18 protein-coding genes and 1 tRNA gene are annotated in these 20,814 nt (G+C 44.2%); 1 reads left to right on the top strand and 18 read right to left on the bottom strand.

The genetic code is table 11. The features are described 5' to 3' along the window. Positions 1-7 precede the first annotated feature (7 nt). The 11 genes from BXO88_RS09870 to BXO88_RS16875 form a co-directional block, all read right to left on the bottom strand. The gene (locus BXO88_RS09870) at positions 8-700 is read right to left on the bottom strand and encodes a LysM peptidoglycan-binding domain-containing protein (protein WP_078037566.1); all 693 of its coding nucleotides are present in this window, start codon (positions 698-700) and stop codon (positions 8-10) included. Next, positions 701-3,571 (bottom strand): hypothetical protein, encoded by a 2,871-nt coding sequence (locus tag BXO88_RS09865; protein WP_078037565.1) that lies wholly within the window; start codon positions 3,569-3,571, stop codon positions 701-703. It lies immediately after the preceding gene. Positions 3,572-3,776: 205 nt separating this feature from the next. Continuing rightward, the gene (locus BXO88_RS09860) at positions 3,777-4,208 is read right to left on the bottom strand and encodes a phage tail assembly chaperone (protein ID WP_078037564.1); all 432 of its coding nucleotides are present in this window, start codon (positions 4,206-4,208) and stop codon (positions 3,777-3,779) included. Between the two features lie 84 nt (positions 4,209-4,292). Then, entirely contained in the window at positions 4,293-4,775 is a 483-nt protein-coding gene (locus tag BXO88_RS09855; protein ID WP_078037563.1) for a phage tail tube protein, read from the bottom strand. Positions 4,776-4,791: 16 nt separating this feature from the next. Further along, positions 4,792-6,147, bottom strand: coding sequence for a phage tail sheath C-terminal domain-containing protein (locus tag BXO88_RS09850; RefSeq protein WP_078037562.1), 1,356 nt, complete (start codon positions 6,145-6,147; stop codon positions 4,792-4,794). A gap of 11 nt (positions 6,148-6,158) precedes the next feature. Next, complete coding sequence (locus BXO88_RS09845; RefSeq protein WP_078037561.1) at positions 6,159-6,344, bottom strand: hypothetical protein; 186 nt, start codon at positions 6,342-6,344, stop codon at positions 6,159-6,161. A gap of 10 nt (positions 6,345-6,354) precedes the next feature. Then, positions 6,355-6,801, bottom strand: a complete 447-nt coding sequence (locus tag BXO88_RS09840; RefSeq protein ID WP_242945192.1) for a phage tail terminator family protein — start codon at positions 6,799-6,801, stop codon at positions 6,355-6,357. Beyond that, positions 6,798-7,259 (bottom strand): HK97 gp10 family phage protein, encoded by a 462-nt coding sequence (locus BXO88_RS09835; RefSeq protein WP_078037560.1) that lies wholly within the window; start codon positions 7,257-7,259, stop codon positions 6,798-6,800. The genes BXO88_RS09840 and BXO88_RS09835 overlap by 4 nt, the downstream gene beginning before the upstream one ends. Then, positions 7,259-7,654 carry a hypothetical protein gene (locus BXO88_RS09830; RefSeq protein ID WP_078037559.1) on the bottom strand — a complete coding sequence of 132 codons (396 nt, stop codon included), beginning with the start codon at positions 7,652-7,654 and terminating at the stop codon, positions 7,259-7,261. Before BXO88_RS09830 ends, BXO88_RS09835 begins: the two co-directional genes overlap by 1 nt. Then, complete coding sequence (locus BXO88_RS09825; RefSeq protein ID WP_078037558.1) at positions 7,648-8,046, bottom strand: hypothetical protein; 399 nt, start codon at positions 8,044-8,046, stop codon at positions 7,648-7,650. Before BXO88_RS09825 ends, BXO88_RS09830 begins: the two co-directional genes overlap by 7 nt. A 26-nt stretch (positions 8,047-8,072) precedes the next feature. Then, entirely contained in the window at positions 8,073-8,948 is an 876-nt protein-coding gene (locus BXO88_RS16875; protein ID WP_242945191.1) for a hypothetical protein, read from the bottom strand. Positions 8,949-9,263: 315 nt separating this feature from the next. On the opposite strand from BXO88_RS16875, the gene BXO88_RS09810 reads away from it, so the two are divergent. Next, a complete protein-coding gene (locus tag BXO88_RS09810; RefSeq protein ID WP_078037557.1) occupies positions 9,264-10,040 on the top strand; it encodes a tyrosine-type recombinase/integrase in 777 nt (258 codons plus the stop codon). A gap of 88 nt (positions 10,041-10,128) precedes the next feature. Here BXO88_RS09810 and BXO88_RS09805 read toward each other — a convergent pair. The 7 genes from BXO88_RS09805 to xylB form a co-directional block, all read right to left on the bottom strand. Continuing rightward, positions 10,129-10,200 (bottom strand) — tRNA-Gly (locus tag BXO88_RS09805). A 146-nt stretch (positions 10,201-10,346) separates the two neighbouring features. Continuing rightward, a complete protein-coding gene (locus tag BXO88_RS09800; protein WP_078037556.1) occupies positions 10,347-11,681 on the bottom strand; it encodes a saccharopine dehydrogenase NADP-binding domain-containing protein in 1,335 nt (444 codons plus the stop codon). Between the two features lies 1 nt (position 11,682). After that, positions 11,683-14,439: an MFS transporter gene (locus BXO88_RS09795; protein ID WP_078037555.1), complete on the bottom strand. Its 2,757-nt coding sequence runs from the start codon at positions 14,437-14,439 to the stop codon at positions 11,683-11,685. 335 nt (positions 14,440-14,774) lie between these two features. Continuing rightward, positions 14,775-16,232 (bottom strand): nicotinate phosphoribosyltransferase, encoded by a 1,458-nt coding sequence (locus BXO88_RS09790; protein ID WP_078037554.1) that lies wholly within the window; start codon positions 16,230-16,232, stop codon positions 14,775-14,777. Positions 16,233-16,272: 40 nt separating this feature from the next. Further along, entirely contained in the window at positions 16,273-17,442 is a 1,170-nt protein-coding gene (gene alr / locus BXO88_RS09785; RefSeq protein WP_078037553.1) for an alanine racemase, read from the bottom strand. 344 nt (positions 17,443-17,786) lie between these two features. Beyond that, on the bottom strand, positions 17,787-19,277 hold the full coding sequence (locus BXO88_RS09780; protein ID WP_078037552.1) for an L-fucose/L-arabinose isomerase family protein: 1,491 nt from the start codon (positions 19,275-19,277) through the stop codon (positions 17,787-17,789). 52 nt (positions 19,278-19,329) lie between these two features. Next, entirely contained in the window at positions 19,330-20,796 is a 1,467-nt protein-coding gene (gene xylB, locus BXO88_RS09775; protein WP_078037551.1) for a xylulokinase, read from the bottom strand. Between the last annotated feature and the right edge of the window lie 18 nt (positions 20,797-20,814).

Below are 20,814 nucleotides of genomic sequence, written 5' to 3'. Positions count from 1 at the left end.
CACCCCCTTATACCGTCGGAATCACCAGAACCTGTCCGGGATAAATCAGGTTTGGGTTGCTGATTTGGTTACTGTTTGCATTAAAGATCACATTATATGCTGAACCATTACCATAGAACTGTTTGGCTATCTTCCAAAGGCAGTCACCTTTCTGGACTGTATACGTCAACGGCTGCGTAGTTGGCGCAGGTGAATTGTCGGATTCACGGTCCGGTTCCATCTGAGCTATTACAGATTCGAGTTCCGGCTGTTTGATGGTCACTGTTTTGGTGCCATAGTTTCGCCACTGTTTCAGCTTCACTTTGACAGTAAGATCATAGCCTTCTTTCACATCATCAGTGATAGCCCAGTCTTCAACTGACACCTTCAAGTTGGTATTAAACAGTCCTTTACCGCCAACTGTGCGACGGCAGATGATGAACTGAACTTTCTTATGTCCTTTTTTAGTCTTTTCGAGGAAGTTCAAGTAATATGACGCGTCCTTGAACCCAGATTTATATACCGCAAAAGGATACCGGACCTGCGGTACGATGAATTCGAATTCAGCTTCCGTAAGTCCGGCATTTTTCAGAATGTTCACCTCACCTTCGTTTATTAGGTTCAGTGTCTTATTCTGGTTCTTTATCTTTACTTGTATTTTTTCAGGTGCCACCGGCAATAAGCACTTGCCGATATACACATCATAACCGCTTCTGCTCATTTACTGATGTACCCCTTCCGTAATATTATCTATAGCTTCGTTTACAGCATCAGTCATTCTTCCAATCACGCCGTCCAGATCCATTTCATTGTTGATGTGATTGCTCATTCCTGACATGTCGACATTGACTTCTGCCAGCGTATATCTGTTCACAGTTTCCTGTTCTGCAATGTCACGCAAATATTTCAGATCTTCCGATGTCTTTGACAGCTCTTTTGCCATCTTGCCGGTATTATCTGCTGTGCCACCGGCGGCACTCGGAACTCCGGAACCTTCAAGGCCGGCACCTGTACCATTCGCAATGGTGGTAGCAAGATCGCCCATATCAGTCAGTGAATCAACATTGAAAAGGTTGTCAAATGACAATGCATCTCCAATACTATCCGCGATGCTATCACCGACAGCTGCACCGGCTTTGAATGAATCTGATACCCACCCGCTTTGGAACGCGGAAAAACCGGCCATCTTCTCTTGGAATGCAGCACCGATATCCTGGTACTCCATCTTGCTGTCCTGCGCCGCCTGTGCCTTTGCTGCATAGTCACCTGCCGCGCTGGCAAGACCTGATGCATCAAATTCAACGAACGGAAGCTGTGACAATGCTGATGCTATCTGACTGATGACCGACATCGCTGTCGATAACAGGTCATAAAAGAAAGTCTTTACATTGGCGATACTGTTGTGGAACGCCGCCACCATATTATTACCCAGCGCTACCGCACCTGCACCTATGGCTGAAAGAATTGTGCATGCGGCTGACCATAATTCCTGAAAGAATCTGATAACCACGCCTATAGCACCGGCAATGACTCCCAATCCGGAGTTTGCTATTCCTGTAAAATGTGCAATCGCGGATGCCGCCGCATACAAAGCTGCTATCAAAGCAATAACGAGCATGACGATCCATACAATAGGACATGCGTACATTGCTCCGTTCAGCCCTTCCTGTGCTGCAATCTGTGCCGCCGTTGCCGCTGTAAGTGTTCCTGTCATTGCGGCCTGTGCCATCTGCGCTGCAGCCATTGCCAGGTGAATACCTGCACTGACGACAGATACTGCATTTGCCGCAAGCTGTGCCCCATAATAAACCAATAAAGCACCCGCAACACCGGCGATTATCGGCTCTATGATTGACCAGTTGTCTATAATGACCGAGGCCACCTGAAAAGCTATTTCTATCAGGGATGAAAGAATTCCCATGACGAATTGCAAAGCTTCGGTAAATCCATTCAGCACTCCCTGAATTGTGTCGGAATTTTCGAGGATAGAATCAACAAACAGCATCACGTACGGATACAACTGACCACCGACCATTTCCTTCATATCGCCGAACTTGTTAGTCATCTGCTGAATCTTGCCTTGTGGTGTATCCGACATTGTCTCATACAGACCGACCCATGACTCGTTGATGATATCTGCAATAACTGTTGCCGATCTCATGTCCTCAGACATGTTGATGTAATCTTCGCCCAGAGCTTCGATGTACTGTGCTTCTGTCGCACTGCCCTTTATGACCGCTTTTTGTGCATCCGTGAATTCGAAGCCCTTTTTGGTCATCGCGTCATAGGCACCGGTCATGATCTTACCAAGGTTAGTGGCATAATCCACCATCTGCGTGGTATCAATTTCACCACCACCTGACATACCGGTCGCATAGTTTGTCAATGTATCCATCATCATACTGATGGCATCAACATCTGACATATATGTCGCAAATTCACCAGCGGCAGCCATCATCGCTTCATCGCCGAACATTCCGCGACTTTGAATCTCTGATGCTTTTGCTGATAATGTATCGAACTGATTCAACAGATAATCAGTCTTCATCTCGGGTGAGATCTCGACCTTCATACCGTCAATCTTGCTTATCAGTTCACCGGCTTCATCCAAGGCAAGTGTGTCATCTATTCCAACTATGAATTCAGGAACTTCCGCATAATCAACCATGTTGCCGAGAACCGTCATCAGCTGCGTTTCCGCGTTCCTCTGGATGTTAAAGGCTTCTGTCGTGTCCTGAATCCATCCTATCGCCTTACGTATTCCGGCTACTCCGGCAAACGCTGCAACTGCTCCCGCAATCGCCTTTTGAAGACTGAATGCAGATTCTGTTCCTTCATCGATGACACTGTTAAATCTGCCCTGCTCATCGGTGTTATCGCGAATATATCTTTCGGTGTTGCTTACGGTATTGGATAATTGAATATATGCTTCATTGGCGGCTTCGACATCCATGTCTTCCAGTGCGGCGTTCAGTGCGTCCTGTGCTTTTTCTGCCTGATAGAGCTGTGATCGTAGTGTCTCAAGCCCTTCGTTGGCTTCGGCAGTTCCCATGTTCAATGGGTTTGATTCTATCAACTGGATATGCTGCTGAATGCCCTGAAGGCGTGTCTGAACTGACTGAATATCCTGCACAGCTCCATCCGGCATGATATCCATTCCTGATGCAATCTGTGCTGTTCTTTGAAGCTTTTCAGTCAGTGCGGACATCATTGTGTCCGTGTTCTGAACTTCCTGTTCAAAACGTTCAATGCCCGTATTCGTGAAAACCTGTAAACCGTCATGCATCCATTCAGGGGGCGCACGTGGCTGAGCCGTCTCCGGGCTTGTCTCCATCGGAGAAGGCATACTGTTTTCGGAATATGGGTCAGTATTATGTAGCTGTGCCATTGACTGAATGAGATCGTTCACAGCTTCAGCCGCACGGTTAACGCCATCATGGATGTTAGATATACCATCCATGCTCACATTTGCATCCATGGTGCTCTCAAGCTGTTCCATGGCGGATACACCGGCATTTACCGCATTGATCATGCTGTAAATCTGCTGCGAGAAGCCATCATTTAGTTCAATGCCCGTACTTATACCAGCCATATTATGACCCTCTCTTATTTGTGCTTTTTCTTTTGTTTCGCTTGCTTTTGCTGTTCCTTGTCATGTTTCAGCTTGATGTCAATGGCTGCGCATACAAATGCTTTTTCATTTTCATCAAGCCCTAGGAACTCAGATGGTAACATGTGAAGTTTATGCAATGCATAGTATGCATAATTGGCTTCCCAGTCTTCACCGTCACCTTCAATCAGTTTTTTGCTTCTTCGACCTTATCATCAAAGGATTTTGTAAATCCCTGATATTTCTGCATCCACACGCCGAACTGCTGATATTCACCGGCATCATCTACCATGGCGTACAGAAGATCTTCCGGAGTTTTCACACCGTATGAATCCTGAAGCTCAGTGTCAAGAAGATCCGGGAAGACAGTTGCCGAAACGATGAGCTTAGCCAGATACTTGGATGCGTTTACCTTTGGTCTGAAAAGATTTGGCTTTCCTGTGACCTGCACCTCTGTGGTACATTCGTCGCGGATGATATCATTTTCTTTGGATGTGATACGGCGGAACTCCCACTCAAGTGGGTTTCCATTCTCATCTTTCAGTGTGGCAGTCGGCGCATATGTTTCGTTAGGCTTCTGCTCTTTGTTCTGCTTCATAAAAAGCGCAAATTTAGACATTTTTCTTTCACCCTTTCAATTATCCATCTGAGTATTCAAAAGCCCCTATATGGCTTTATGTGAGTGCCATATAAGGGCTAAAGCTTAGTTTGTAAGGAAACCTGTAAGGTTCGCAAAGCTCTCAGGCATGCTGAAATCTTCAAATGTACCCTCGATATCCTCATCAAGGTACTCACCGTCAGCATCGAACTTTGCGAGAACACCGCCGTCTGTATTGCAGTCATACAGAATGATGGTCTGACGCCCTGCAGCGGATGTAGGGTCCTCGTTTGTTATCTGCATCTCGAAATAAACATCCTCGCCTGTGTTCTTGTAGTCAAGAAGCATCTGACGAAGCACTGACTGGTTATAGTGGGCAGTACCGGAAAATGTACCAGTCATCCCAACGGTCTTGTGACCGACCATAACAGCACCCAGTCGTGGTACCTCAGCCTTGGTCTTCTCAACCTTAGCTTCCATGTCGATCATCTGCATAAAGTTGTAGCGACGTGAACCGATAGTGACGAAGCACTCTGCAAGCTTTGCAGCAATGGTATCACGTGATTTTATAGTTACGTTATTAGGCATTTATCTCACCATCCTTTCAGACAACCACAACGGTCATGTACAGCTTGCCCATGGTGTTAACAATCTGAATCTCAGAATTTGCCCTTACAGACTTCTTGGTATCGCCCTGTGAAACTGTAACATCTGTATCCTTGAAATTCTCAATGGCACGCATGTCATTAAGTTCCTGTCTGATTTTAACGAGGTCTGACCAGAGGCTGTTCCTTCCGGAAGCGTCATTCGGCACATGTCCGTTGTACTTGCCGTTGAAAAGCGTTGCATCATCGAGGGCAATCTGATCTATTACTCTGATAGTCTGGTTGTCCTGGAATACTTCGCCCATCACATCAGTAACAGTAACAAATGTATTGATATCCTCCAAAACACAGACATCGTTATTCTGATTATGGAAGATGAACTTACCAGCTGTAAGCGCCTGCTCAAGCTGTGCCTGTGTGTAATCTGTCTGAATCTTAAACTCACCGTTATAAACAGTGTTCTGAATAGACTCATTCACATTGGCACCTGCCTCCTTACCTGTTACCCAGTAAACTGCCGCTGAAACAGGATATCCGGTATCAACACTGGTGTTATCTATGTCGTTTTCAACACTGATAACGCCAATGTAATCGGGATGGCATGTATCAACTGCCTGATGGAGTACAAGCTGGAACTTAATTCCAAGCTGATCACGTAATCTGTTGACCAGGCTGATGAACAGATTCTTGACAGCTGTAGTAGTTGACAGGATACCCATAACATTGAAGCTGTAAGCTGTGATCTTGTCCGCATATGCCTGATATGCTGTTCCGTCAACTGTACCGTTGGCACCGCCTGTAAGTGCTGTTCCGGCTGTAGCAGCAAGTGTCGCACCTGATTTGAAATCAACCCAGTCATTGCTTACAAGTCCTGCCGCTGTAGCAACAGTCTGAACATCCATTTCGTTGAAATTGGTTCCGTCGTATGAATACAGTGTTGTAACATCAAACTTGGTGTTATCATCTGCATTCGCCGCGATCTTGATCTTAATGTTATTACCGGCTACACCCTTATACTTTGCTGTCGCATAAGTGCAGTCCGCCTTTGCCGCGCCACTGTTGACACTGCAAAGATTGAATGTATGAAGAGTTTTTGCGCCCTTGAAAAGGTCTCGAAGTCCCTTCATCTTGTCAGAGTCATATGGGTAACCGAAAATCTTGAGTGAATTCGTTTCAAAATCCTCATTGGTTACCGTAAAAATGGCGTTTTCAACGCCCCAGTCAAGTTCCAGCGGAACTGTCGCTGTTCCTCGATCTGAAAGTGTAGCACTTGCGCTTGCTCTTGAAACGACATTCATGTAATAGCCGGGTAAAATTTTATTTTCCGTAAGGAAAGTACCACCGCCTAATGCCATATCACTTCACCTTATCCTTTCATTTTCATAAATTCTTCTATTGCCTTATCTGCTTCTGCTAAAGTGTATTCCTTCGAATCATCAAGCATCGCATAAAGCACATCACGTCTTTCGACATATCTCTTTGATGCGCACAGCTGAGCCTTGCTGAATTTTGCCTCAGAAGCCTCCGCCTGTGCTGTTTTCTTATCAGCCATGATTATTACCTCATTCTGTTCCAACTGCTGATTCAAGGGTCTCCATGACAACCTCGCTGTATGGTTTCAACACAAAACCATCATAGTTGACAAAGAAACTCAGTACCCCGTCATTGACTTCGGCATGCATACCGGTGCCTCTTATAGGTCTGGTATCACCAACGCATGTGATGTATTCCAAACACCACGTAAGTCTGTCAGCCACATCGTTGCACTCAGCTTCATATCCCGTGGAGGATTCCGGGAAATACTGGATGACGAACTGTGACCCTTGATGATACCGCCTACTGAGGAATTGCTCATGTGCCCGGTTGATGCACTTAATGAAAAAACACGGTTCCTGAAGCCCCTGCTTTATCTCTTCGGCAGTAACTTCATACCGTGCTTCTTCGACCTCCGGGTTGAATTCCGCATTCAGGGCAATGCTGATTGCGGAAATGATGTCATTCACAATCATTTGAATGCACCCCCTAAATACTTTTTTAACTTTGCTTTCAACACTTTAGGCGCTATCTCTTCCAGCTCATTCTCTGAAATAGTCATCATGAACTTGCCTGTGACCCATCCCTTGTGATTTGCGGTACGATGCCCAAACTCAACATAGGATGCGTATTCAACAGGGTTGATGATCTCGATGACATATGTATCGCCGAAATGGTTCACCTTCAGACTGTCAACATAAGCTTTGGCATCCTGGCGCTTTTCACCAGTCCATCCTCGCCTTAAAGTGCCGCCCTTCTTTCCCGTTTCCTTTGAGTATTCACCTACCGGCGTTCTTTTGATGACCTTTGCAAGCAGACGTGCCGCTAACTCTTTCGCACAGGCTTCAGCAAACTCATCCGTATCCTGTAGCTTCTGAAGGTCCTTCTGGAGTTCCTTCATACCGCTTAGGTCAAATCTGCCAAACCGTGCCATTATGACCACCCATTGAACACATCAAGGACTATCTCCTGATGTGAGATGTAAACCGCAGGAATACCACTGCGTTTATATGCTTTCGTCACTCCTGCCTGCGTCACTGTGATCTTGGATCCGGATGGGATAACCACATCAGGCTGCGTGAACAGCTTGGTGACCTGTGCAACTGCCGCCGCTGACTCCGATTGTATTGCCGCTGTCTTGCTTTCTATTGACAGATGGCACGGAACATCCGTAAGCCCCTGTACCGGTTGTTCTGACCTTGTGGTCAGCCCTGTTACTGGATCTTTTACCTTTGCGTAGATTGTGACAGTGAAAATCCCGTCATAGTGATTCGCTTCATGAATCACCCTTGCCGCCTGTCGTGCAGCAAGAACCGCCGTGCTTACCATCTCATCCGCCTGAAACAGGGGAACTGTTCCTTTCCGTAGGATAAAAGGTAATCGATAAAAGATGTCAGTCTTTGCTCAGGGGTCTTTGAACCGTCTCCGACAGCGAATATTGTAGTTGTATCACCGTCCGTTATCTGCTTCACGGCAACACTTAAATCAAAACCGGATAAATCATCCGGCGCAAATGTCAGCTTGCCTTTGAGGAATTCGCCGCAAGCCATATCTATGGCAATATGAACGAGTCCCTCTGGTACATCATTCAAATTAACATCATTCTTGATCGTGTTTCTGACCTTTTCCACACAGAAAGTCAAGGAAGCAGAATCTGTTTCCTTGACTGTATAACCAAGTGACGCTAAACGGCTTGCAACGCTTGCCACATCAAAAGTCATGATTCATCACCTGACCTTTCCGGGCTTCAACCTCTTGAAATGATCCTTGCAATAGGAATTGCCTTGTGGTTGATGTAGGACCTGTCAGATGCCTGTACTTCGCCTGTGTGAACGAGTATCCAGTTCGCACCGTTCTGGAGCTCTGCGTCAGTAGGTGAAAGACTAGCCTGAACAGCCTTTTCGTAAGAAATGCCGAAAGGTGCGAAACACTTACGCTGTCTGATGTAAAGAGTATCCTCGCCACCGTTCTGTGCAGCATTTCTCGCCATCTCGTAAGGAACCTTTGCTCCCACATCCTCATAGCTTATAGCGCCTTCACCAAGGATGTATGAGGTGTAGTCAGTAGCTTCAACGGGCTCAGTTGTGTTTGTAAGAGCAATCACCATTGTTGCGGCACCGGAATCAACCTCAGCTGTGCAGATAGCACCAGGCGCTGTGTTCTTCTGTGTTGCAGTCACGTGCTTTGCTGTTCCGTTTGCCCATGTAAACTTTGCGATGTCACCTGTGGTGATCGCATTCAGCTTGGTGTAGATTGCAGTCGCTTCGTTTGTGATATTATTTGTGGAAGGAAGCTCGATTTCATCGGCAGCCGGAGTCTCACCGTTTGCTACCCATGTGAAAGTTGTTCCACAAATCTCAATCTTGTCGCCTGCTGTAGCAGCTGTCTTAACTTCGATATCCCAAACACCGGCTGTAGATACTGCTGCCTTTGTAGGCATGTCATCATCAATGACAACGAGCTTTCCGTTCCAAGTGCCAAGGTCAAGATCACGCTGAACTCCGTCCTTGTCGGTATACTTTAGGTGCTCAATGAGATTTAAGTTCTCGAGTCCTGTTGCGACATCACTGTGCATGAACACAAGACTGAACTTCTTCTTGTTTGCGCCGCATGCCTTGTTCATAGCAGAATTCAGTGTAGTTGCACCAACAGTCTTTGTAAACGGTGGCAAACTACATATAAGGATAAGACAACCGGAAAGCGTAAGAGTCTCAAAGCACAGACCGAAAACGATCTGTATTTAAAGCTCTACGAAGTTTATTTTTCACAGAACATTGACAAGAAAACATTCCACGAACTGTTTTTAGAATGGCTTGAATATAAGTCAAATCTTGCCAGCAGTAAGAACACTATAATCCGTCACAAACAGCATTACAAAAAGTATTTTGTAGACAAGGATGTAGACAGCAAAAGCATTTGTAAACTTGATGTGATCTATATGGAGAAACTTTGTAATACTCTGATAAAAGAGCATAACCTTACCAACAAGGAATTCACCAATGTGAAAACCATCTTGAATGGTATGTTTGATCTCGCTTTTCGTAAGCATGAGATCAAAGAAAACCCTATGAAAGATGTCAGAATCATGGTGAAATTCCGTCAGGTAAATCGTAAAACAGGAGAATCTGAAACCTATAATACAGAGGAATTAGATTCTCTTATGAAATACCTTGATCTAAAGTATCAGGAAACTCACGAATCAGCCTATTTAGCCGTCAAAGTAAACTTCTATCTAGGATTACGTGTCGGAGAACTTACAGCGCTTAAATGGGGCGATATAGTAGGCTTAAATCACCTTCATGTAATGCGTGAAGAAGTCAGAGATCAGGAAACAAATGTCTTTTCTGTTGTAGACCATACAAAGACTAGTCGAGACCGCTTTGTAGCACTTATTCCGAAAGCATACAGCATCCTGTTGATGCTTCGTCCGGATAATTATGATAAGGACGATTACATCTTCAAGAAAGACGGTAAAAGACTTACATCAAGAAAGATAAACTACGTTTTACAGAAGTATGCAGAGCGCATGGATCTAAAGACTAAGAGTTCTCATAAGATTAGAAAAACATATGCATCAAATCTTAGTGTATCAGGTGTTCCTGTTGATGAGATCCGTAAGCAGTTGGGGCACACCAATCTGTCTACAACCCTGTCTTATATATTTAATCCATTAACAGAACAGGAAACCTACGATTTGATCAAAGAAGCACTTTGAATCAGCTGTCTAAAACTGTCTACATGTGAATCTTAGATAAAAAGAAAAGGAACCCTTGAAAAATCAAGGATTCCTCTTTAAAAAATCGAGCGCGAGACGGGGATCGAACCCGCGATCTTCGCCTTGGCAAGGCGACGTAGTACCACTCTACTACTCGCGCGTATTTTTTTCGTCACTTTCTTGCGAACAAAAGGAATTATACAGAAATGGTATTTTGATGTCAAGAACAAATTTAAATCTGTTTATTTTATATTCGAAGCTGTCGCGTCATTCGACAGCCTCGATAAAAAGCACTTACTGAGTTAACTAAATATTGGCTGTATCAAGAAGTTGGCTTTTCTTTGATATCACCGGCAAATATGGCGAAATATAAGAAATTATTTCATCTACATCCAATTGTTCGGGATAAAGGATTCCCGAATCAGGATGTTTGAAAACATATATTAGAGCAGCATAAATTGAAACTGCAACAAGGAATGCGGGAGGAGCACCGATACATCCGTCTCCCAGATATGATTCGGTTCCAACATATCTGCTGTTAAAGTTGTTGCCTTGAACCAGCATACCAATTGCTTCACCACCGGAAATCATCTCATCTTCACATATTACGTGGTATTCGTCGACATGCCCCAGAAGAGCGGTTTTTAGCGCGATATCACAGGGAAGATATGAAAAAATAACTGATGGAGCATATTCCAGTTCACCATCTTCATTCCATATAGAGAAGTATTCACGTATAGAATGTAGTTCTTCGTGATCATCAGCACAGCCTTCTATGATCTGATCGTTTATCACAGCTTTAACTCTGGATAATTTACCGGGATATTTTAACTCCAGCATTCTACTATCCGGGTCAAATGCATGGATCTGATCTACATTTGCACCCATTACTTCAAGTGCTTCTGATAATTTGGTATCAGTTCCTACGATCATGCATGCTCTTCCGTTCATTTCATTATAGAAATCAACCGGATTCCAGGTTGAATAAGCTGTGTCCGGCTTAGGCTCGACGATGCTTGTCTCTGTTGTATCGTAATCGGACTCAATCAAATAGGTCACCTGCAATTCTCTGGCCAATTGAGCATATTTGTCTTCTTTTATGAGTTCTCTCAGGTGTTCACGATTTTCTGTAACAAAAGAAGTATCATCTTCTTCTACGATATCTATCAGGGCTTTCTTGATCAAAACATTGATCACACCTGAATTTATTCCAAAATTCATAATGGATGTAGGGCACTTAGGATAAGTTCTGGCAATCTTAAGTGTCTCCTGAAGATGCTCTTCATAGCATTGATCATTAGGATCCTTTGTGGAAAACCAGCCATCCGAAGTGGTAACGAAATGAATTCCTCTTTTAGTACATTCTGTGGTCAGTACCAGATCATCGATGTCATTTGCAAGCTCAATTAAAAAATCATCTCGCTTTAAGTGTTCAAAAATTTCCATATAATTATCTTTATCAACTTTGACTCTAAGTATATTTTCTTCCTTGCCGCCATGGGATCTGAAAAAATCAAGCGCTTTTTCGTTTTTATCAATTACGATAATATCATCTGGGGCAAACAGTTTTTTCTTTAGAATTATGTCCATTAATGACTGTGGTACTACCCCAAGACCAAGAAACATGATTTTCGATGCCATATTATTTATCCTCCTCGTGTGAGTTATTTATTTTCTGCTTAGATACTATTATTCCGTACAACCTTGGTGAAATAAGGCACAAGAGTCCGAGACATCCCACCGCAACAGAAGACGAGATAGCACATAGCGGTCCCAAAACAGGTCCGTGAAGAACCTTAAAGCCATCTTCAAGCGCAAAATAGTTTTCCAGGACATCTTTACCTTCCACATCATCACTGGCAGTCAGCTTAATTAACCAGTTGATTCTGTGCACTTCGGTAATTCGGATCATGATGCTGTATATGAAAAGAACGATCGTTGCAAACAAAATACTCATGTTAAGAAGAAGGATCATCATTGAAACTCCACATACAGACAGTGCTGTAATCATGGCTTTAAGCGGATCCCAGCTATTAAATATAGATACAATGCTTTCACCAAAATAACTGATAGTTATTGAAAATACTGCTATGCTGGTCATTTCAATCTCTGTAAGCCCGGCACTTTCCGATATCAATGGAAACAGATACTCATCATAGCTGGTGGCTAAAGAAATTGTGAGCACCATCAAAACGATATAGACAAGGGCACGTGGCTTTGCAAACGCTTTCCAGACCTGAAGAGTCTTTATTTCTTCATCATTTTCTTCATTTCCAAATATAATAAAACTGAATGGAATCAGAATCACACATACAACCAGACCGATAAGGTACATTGCAGAAAATCCTAAAGTCGATGCAACGAGACCTGCAACCATCATAAATATCAGGGTGGCTGCTGCAGTGGCACTCTGGCTTTCTGCAATCTTTCTATTCCTGTAATCCATATCCTCAATCTCATATGGTATTCCTTCAGCAAGTGAGTACAGAACACTTTCCAGGAAAATGCCTTCCAGGAATTTGCATGCAGCAAAGATGTAAACATTTTTTTGCTGTATCGCGAAGGACATACCAAAAAAAGTGGCGCCACTTATTATCGATGCGACAATACCCATTCGCTTTTCTCCAAATCGCCCAAGAAGCGGAGATGTCATGACTGAACCAAGCCATGAACCAACACGATAAGCAGTGAAAGGAATCGCGAACAGAAGAGCCATGTCCATGGTAGAGTCTGTGCTTATACTTGCAATTGCCATGACCATGATCATACCGTCCATATATACAAGTCCTGTTACCAGGAAATCATAAGTGTTGCTAAGACAGTATTTTGCCTCCGTCGGCTGACTTCTTCGAATGGCTGAGTACTCTATCAGTTCTTTGGAATACTTTATTATGACATCTATGAGCATAACGGTGAATACAACCAATGCCACCAACTGCATGGCAGATCCGATTACCTTACGGATTTTGTCATATCGAAGTTTGCCATATTCGCTTCCCATTTCCAAAAAACCGACAATGTTATTTTGGGCATCATAGATCGGAGCATGAATAAATCCATATGTCCCGTCAACTTCTTTTTCTACAGTATAGACCATCATGTCCGAAGAATTCACACGTTCATCAGACGAGATCGACACATCAGAGTACAGGGTTCCCAAGGGATACTCATTATAGGTATCTATAAGAAGATATGCTCCACCATCTTTATTGAAAGCATAGATTTGGGCATACATTCCCATCTCTTTTCCGTTAGCTCTGCAGGCTTCCTTAAGGTAAGGCGCAATCCACTCAGTCCATTCCCGTAATTCTTTTGCCTTAAAATCTTCCGGCTCTTTGCCGCCTATTATGTCCATCTCATTCTTTGCAAAGTAACGGACACCCAGCATGGCTGATTCGACAGCGGAAACGGTTCTTTGCCGTTGTTCTTCATCAAATTCATTAAGTTCTATGTTGGCGTAATAAACTATAGCTGAAAGAAAGAGCAGAATAAAAACTATAGCTGTCCTGTACGGGGTGATGTAGCCACCGGAACCTATCTTGAAAACAGCATATATAACCGTAATTATCAGGATTACAGCCCCCAGATGATAAAGGACATCTGTGATCTTTGTAAAAGTGGAAAATATAATAGATGCATTCCAGGGCTGGTGTCTGAACCGCTTTTGAGTGATTTCCGGATGAAAGGTCAGTTTATTCTCTGTCATGTCATAAAAATAGACTTCATCAAAACGATTATTTATTTCGATCCTGTTCTCATCTATATTATATTTTCCCGTCTGAGCCATCTCAGGTATTTCAAAAGATGCAACAACCGTGCTTTCTGCGGCAGCACCTTCTATAGCAGGGGTAGTGCTGACCTTTATCAGCTGTACATTGTGATCCTGAATCTTTGTTATATACGCGAAACCGTCACGAATGATCACATCCCTGAGCTGATTGGAATTAACATAATAATCTTCATCATAATTCTGTCTATATAATTCACCCAGATAATCGCCGGAAAAAGAATATTTCAGAAATTTTTCATTGATGTAAAAATTGTAATCGTTGTATATTTCACCGATGATCGCATAAACATACTCCCCGTCAGTAGCAACTACACGGGGCTCGCTCTGCACTCCATTAATATCAGTGGAAAGAACCTTTATAAGCTCTCGATTATGGTTTGCAAAAAGCAGTTTTTTTGCCCAGATTGCAACCAGGCCATTATCATCGTCCACCACATCCAGCACATTTCCCTGGTTCAGTTCGATAGAATTCGTAAACGGATAGTAATGTATCTTCCTAGTTCCTATAAAAACAAATAAAGCTGCAATTATCGGTATAATCAGCAAATACTTTTTATTCAAAAGATCCCCCTCTATTTTTGCCAAGACCTCATTGTTTATTCCTTTCATGTAAAACGACAGAACCTCCACATCGATATCCTGTCTAATTCAATATATCGACCTGTTATTAATTATGATAATTATCATAATAAAAGCAGTCAATATCATGCATTTATTTGTCATAATGACGAATTCATCCGGTGATGTTTTTTACTCTCCTAATATATCGTGATTCATTTGTATCACCTGCGCACATTCTGACATAAAAAAACCTGTTACTCACAAATGAGTAACAGGCTTCTTTAACTTTTATTCAGTTTGTAACATCTCAAGCGTACAGATCTATGGATTCCTCAACGGAAAGCCGTCCCAGACTTTTATCACTTATGCTTCCGGATGCCTGATTATGCCCAGTCATCCCTTGCCAGGATATCCATCTTCATCTCATAGTACTCCGGTGTCATATCGATGTAGTGGTAATGAGGGTTCTCGAATCTCTGCTCCTCATCCCATATCTCATTTGCAAGCTGTTCCTTTACATAGACAGCGATTTCCTTTGCGGAGATCTCAGCTTCAGTCCTCTTTCCACCCTTAATAACCTGTTTCTGCATCTTCTTTGCGGTGCAGTTTTCAAAGGAGCGAACCTTCCATGGCTTTCTTGGGTCAACGAATCTGAACGGCTCTGAAAGATCAACCTCTTCCCCCTTCTTTGCAATGAGGTCCGCGATGGCACGACCTTCACTGTTGTAGATACGGTAAACCTCCTTGATTCCGGGATTGGTGATCTTCTCAACGGTCTCGGACACCTTGATCCTAGGCTGCATCTCCCCGTTTTCCTCAACGGCGCAAAGCTTATAAACAGCACCGAAAACGGGCTCGGAACGTGAAGTGATGAGTCTCTCACCTACGCCGAAAGCATTGACCTGACCCCCCTGAGCCAGGATAGAGTTTATTGTGTTCTCATCGAGACAGTTGGATATAACGATCTTTGCCTCAGGGAATCCCGCTTCATCAAGCATCTTTCTGGTTTCCTTGGTAAGGTACGCAAGGTCTCCGCTGTCTATACGGATACCGAAACTCTTTGATTTGATGCCGTTTTCCTTCATCTCATTGAACACCTTTATAGCGTTAGGAATACCCGAATCAAGTACATCGTAGGTATCTACCAGAAGGATACAGTTATCAGGATAGATCTTCGCAAACTTACGGAATGCAGTAAGCTCATCACCATAGTACATCACCCAGCTGTGTGCCATGGTACCGCCAACAGGAATGTCGAAATATTGACCTGCGATCACTGTAGCGGTACTGGAAACACCGCCAATTATAGCTGCTCTTGCGCCGTAAATGGCAGCATCGTTGTTGTGGGCGCGACGGGCACCGAAATCGGATACTGCTCTGCCCTGAGCGGCACGTACAACACGGCGGGCCTTTGTAGCGATTAGGCTCTGGTGATTGATCTGCGTAAGAAGCTCTGTCTCAACGAGCTGTGCCTCGACTATATTGGCAACTACAGTCACGATAGGCTCATTCGGATAGATCACGCTGCCCTCCGGGAACGCATACACATCACCGGTGAAACGGAAGTCTGAAAGCCACTTCAGAAACTTTTCATCAAAAAGATTCAGGCTCCGAAGATACTCCACATCCTCAGGTTCAAAATGCATATTCTCAAGATACTGGATGACCTGCTCCAGTCCGGCAAATATGGAAAATCCTCCCTCATCCGGATTTCTTCTGAAGAAAACATCAAATGCAACCTTAGTCTCTGTGTTCTCTCCAAGGAAATATCCATTTGCCATCGTAAGTTCATAAAGATCCATCATCATGGAAATATTTCTTTTATCGTTTATTACATTCATTTTCTCCACCTGTCCGGATAAAGAGCATCCTGTTAAAATATCACATTCTCAGCATCAATTCTCTGTAAACGACCTCACCGTCAGAGATATAAACTCTGTGAACTCGCCTGCTCACTGCACATACGAGCTCGTATGGAATGGTGCCTGCCATCTCTGCCATCTTTTCTATCGGATTGTGCTCTCCGAAGATCTCCACCTCACTTCCGATAACCACATCCGGCTTATCGGTAAGATCGATCATACACATATCCATGCATATACGTCCGCGTACCGGTGCAGGACCGTTCTTCGTCATAACGCTGTATCTGTTTGACAGATTTCTCATAAATCCGTCCGCATATCCGTAAGGGATCACACCGATCCTTGTCTTCTTTTCCGTAGTGAAAAGTCCGCCGTAGCTTATCTTCGTACCGGCCGGATATATCTTTATGGTACTCACTGTGGTCTTCATAGTCATGATAGGTTTAAGACCGAGGCGCTTCGCGAAATCACCATATCCGTAAAGAAGAAGTCCCGGACGCACCATATCGAGATAAGTTTCCGGATAGTCAACCGTAGCACCTGTATTGGCACAATGTCTAAGCTTGAACTTCTTACCGAGTTTTTCCTCAACGGCACTCACTACATCTGTAAAGAGCTTGAACTGATGCTTTGTGTACTCTACGCACTCCTCACCCTCTTCATCGGATACAGCAAAATGTGTAAATATTCCTTCCGCATCAAGTCCCGGAAGTCCGCATGCATAACAGATTCCGTCAACGCCATGCTGGAAATAATCATCCTCACATATATAACCAAGTCTAGACATGCCGGAATCAACTTTGATATGTATCTTCAAGGTTCCTCCGCACTTCACTGCCTCTTCACTATACTCTATGGCTTTCGCCTCACAGGTAACAGCCTGAGTGATATTGAAGCAGATAAGTCTGTCCACCTGCTCCTTTGGTGTATGTCCGAGAATAAGAATCGGCATGGTAATGCCATTGATCCTTAACTCCATGGCCTCATCTATACTGCTGACCGCAAGATAATCAGCTCCCAGTTCCTGAAGGTGTCGTGATACCTGAACAGCACCGTGACCGTAGGCATCCGCCTTTACAACTCCAAGAAACTTAACATCTTTTCCGATGTATTCTCTTATTTTTTTATAGTTAAAGGCAAGATTATCAAGATTGATCTCTGCCCATGTTCTTTTTAATGTTGACTTCATTACCTATAGAAACTCCTCGTATTCATATTGTAATGCAGAGTGATAACATCACCCATAATGAGTTTTATTGTAGCACTTATGAAGTAAAATTGTTCATTAAAATATTTTTAACGGCTTAAACAGACATTGCACTAAACCCTGAAGCCAGATTCTGCCCTCAGCAACTACACTCTGGTTTCCGTTCGGGAAACCTGGCAGGATGTAACCGTAACCTTTGACATGCCTCAGTGGCTCACAAAATCAATCCCGGACTACACATGAAACTGGCAGGTCAGCTAAACTGCTGGCCTGCCACAATCTCCATATTGGTTCCTTTTTTTCTGTAAAACCAGAATAGAATGAAATCATTTAAAAGGGTTCTCTGTAGGGTATGGTAATGAAGACGGCTGGTTGTAATCTAAATCCTCAACAGGAACACCTATATACTTGAACAGATCATACAGCGCTCTTCCATAATGTCCGAAGGCTACAGCCCCATGATGAGGATAGTTCTTCTCTATCAGCACGTGACGATAGAATCTGCCCATCTCAGGTATGGCAAACACTGCAATGCTTCCAAAGGAACGTGTTGCCACAGGAAGGATCTCGCCCTCTGCCACATAGGCACGAAGCATTCCGTCAGAGGTACTCTGAAGTCTGTAGAAGGTGATGTCCCCAGGAGCTATATCGCCCTCAAGAGTACCGTTTGTAACCTCTTCAGGAAGAGAGCGGGCCATGATCTTCTGATTTCTCATCTCACAGGAAGACATCTTGGATGAACAGGTATTGCCGCAATGGAATCCCATAAAGGTATCACTGTGCTTATAGTTAAACCTGCCCTCTATGGATTCTCTGTACATATCCTTCGGCACTGAGTTGTTGATGTCAAGAAGAGTCACCACATCATCACTTATGCATGTTCCGATGAACTCGGAAAGGGCTCCATAGATATCCACCTCACAGCTTACAGGGATACCGCGTCCTGTGAGACGGCTGTTTACATAGCAAGGAACAAAACCGAACTGGGTTTGGAATGCGGGCCAGCATTTACCGGCGATGGCTACATACTTACGATAACCCTTATGTGCCTCTATCCAGTCAAGAAGAGTGAGCTCATACTGTGCGAGCTTGCGGAGTATCTCCGGCTTCTTGTTGCCTGCCCCCAGCTCCTCTTCCATCTCTTTAACAACGCTGTCTATTCTCTCATCCGATGCATGCTTATTAAATGCTTCATAGAGATCAAGCTCAGAGTTTTCTTCGATTTCAACCCCAAGATTGTAAAGCTGCTTGATAGGTGCATTGCAGGCAAGGAAATTCTGTGGACGGGGTCCGAAAGAAATGATCTTCAGTTCCGAAAGTCCGATCATGGCTTTTGCGATAGGAATGAATCTATGAAGCTCTGAAGCAAGATCCTCCGCATCTCCTACAGGATTCTCCGGGATATATGCCTTTACGTTTCTTAGTCTCAGATTATAGCTTGCATTTAAAAGTCCGCAGTATGCATCTCCTCTTCCATCCAGAAGTGAATCCTGAGTCTCCTCCGCAGCTGCAAGGAATATCTTAGGTCCGTCAAAATGCTTTGCCAAAAGTGTTTCAGATATCTCCGGACCGAAATTTCCGAGATATACGCACAAAGCATTACAGCCTGCCTTCTTGATATCCTGAAGAGCCTCCACCATCTGTGTCTCACTCTCAACTATACATACAGGACACTCATATATTTCTTTTGGATCGTACTTCTCACTGTATGCTGCTACAAGTGCCTTACGACGCTCTACGGAAAGACTCTCGGGAAAACAGTCACGGCTTACCGCAACGATTCCAACCTTAACCAAAGGTACATTTGCAAAACTCATTTCAACCTCCTGTCCGCCTGTGTCCCGGCGGATCATACATTAAATATTTTTATCAAAGTTCACCATACACTGTCTTTAATGCCGGATACAACTTACGGAAACTCTGATATCTCTCCTCATACTTCTTTACAAGTTCAGGTTCCGGTTCACAGGTACTCTTTACCGCCACTATGGCTGCCGCGGCTTCTTCCACTGTTGAATACTTTCCGTCCGCAACCATGGCAAGCATGGCACCGCCTATTCCCGGACCTTCCTCACAGGCCGGTATATCTATGGATATGTTGAGAATATTGGAGATCATCTTTCTCCATAACGGACTCCTGGCGCCGCCACCGCAGATCATGGTCCTTTCCGGAGTGATGCCGGCCGATCCGGCAGCTTCATACATATCTCTGGTTGCAAACGCCACACCTTCGAGAACCGCCTGTGTCATATCCGCTCTCGATGTACTGAGACTCATGCCTATGAAAGCGCCTCTCGCCATAGGATCATTCCAGGGACTTCTCTCACCCATAAGATAAGGCAGGAAATACACATGATTTTCTCCCAGCCTCACTATACCGGTCTGTTCCTTGGCATAACGGTCGGTTTTAAGGATATTGTCCATCCACCACTTGTTGCAGGAGGCTGCCGAAAGCATGCAGCCCATGAGATGGAAATGTCCGTCTGCATGAGCAAATGCGTGAAGAGCATTGTTACTGTCGACGCAGAAACTGTCTGCTGTGATAAAGATGGTTCCGCTGGTACCAAGAGAGATATTGCACTTGTTTCTTCCGACTGTTCCGGTACCAACCGCTGCCGCTGCATTATCTCCGGCACCGGCAGCGATCACTACATCATGTCTCATAGAAAGACTGTCTGCTATCTCCGGTTTAAGATAGCCTACAGTCTCGTAGCTCTCGTAAAGCTTCGGAAGCATGTCCTCAGTGATACCGCAGAGCTTAAGCATCTCAGCCGACCAGCATTTGTTTTTAACATCGAGAAGCAGCATCCCCGAGGCATCGGAGTAATCCGTACAGAAGCTTCCTGACAAACGGTATGCCAGATAGTCCTTCGGAAGCATTATCTTCCTGATCCTTGCAAAAAGCTCCGGCTCGTTGTTTTTCATCCATAGTATCTTGGGAGCCGTAAATCCCGCAAAAGCTATATTTCCGGTATACCCGGATATGACTTTCTTACCTACTTCTTCATTAAGATACCTGACTTCTTCTATGGATCTGCCATCATTCCACAGAATCGCAGGTCTTAAAACACGGTCTTCCTCATCCAGTGCAACAAGTCCGTGCATCTGTCCGCCAAAACTGATTCCGCCTATCTCCTTTGGATCCACTACGGAGACCAGAGCCTTCAGTCCATCAAGAGTCTGTCTGTACCAGTCCTCCGGATTCTGCTCACTATAGCCCGGATGAGGAAAGGAAAGCTCATATTCTCTGGACACCACGTTCTCTATCTTTCCGTCCTCCCTCATCAAAAGGAGCTTTACTGCTGAGGTTCCAAGATCAATTCCGATATAATACATACATATCACCTGTCTTTA

Origin of the sequence: Oribacterium sp. C9 (assembly GCF_002007235.1) — a bacterium.
Classification (GTDB): domain Bacteria; phylum Bacillota; class Clostridia; order Lachnospirales; family Lachnospiraceae; genus Oribacterium.
The sequence above is the reverse complement of the archived record's forward strand: the minus strand, read 5'-3'. Positions and strand labels throughout refer to the sequence as shown.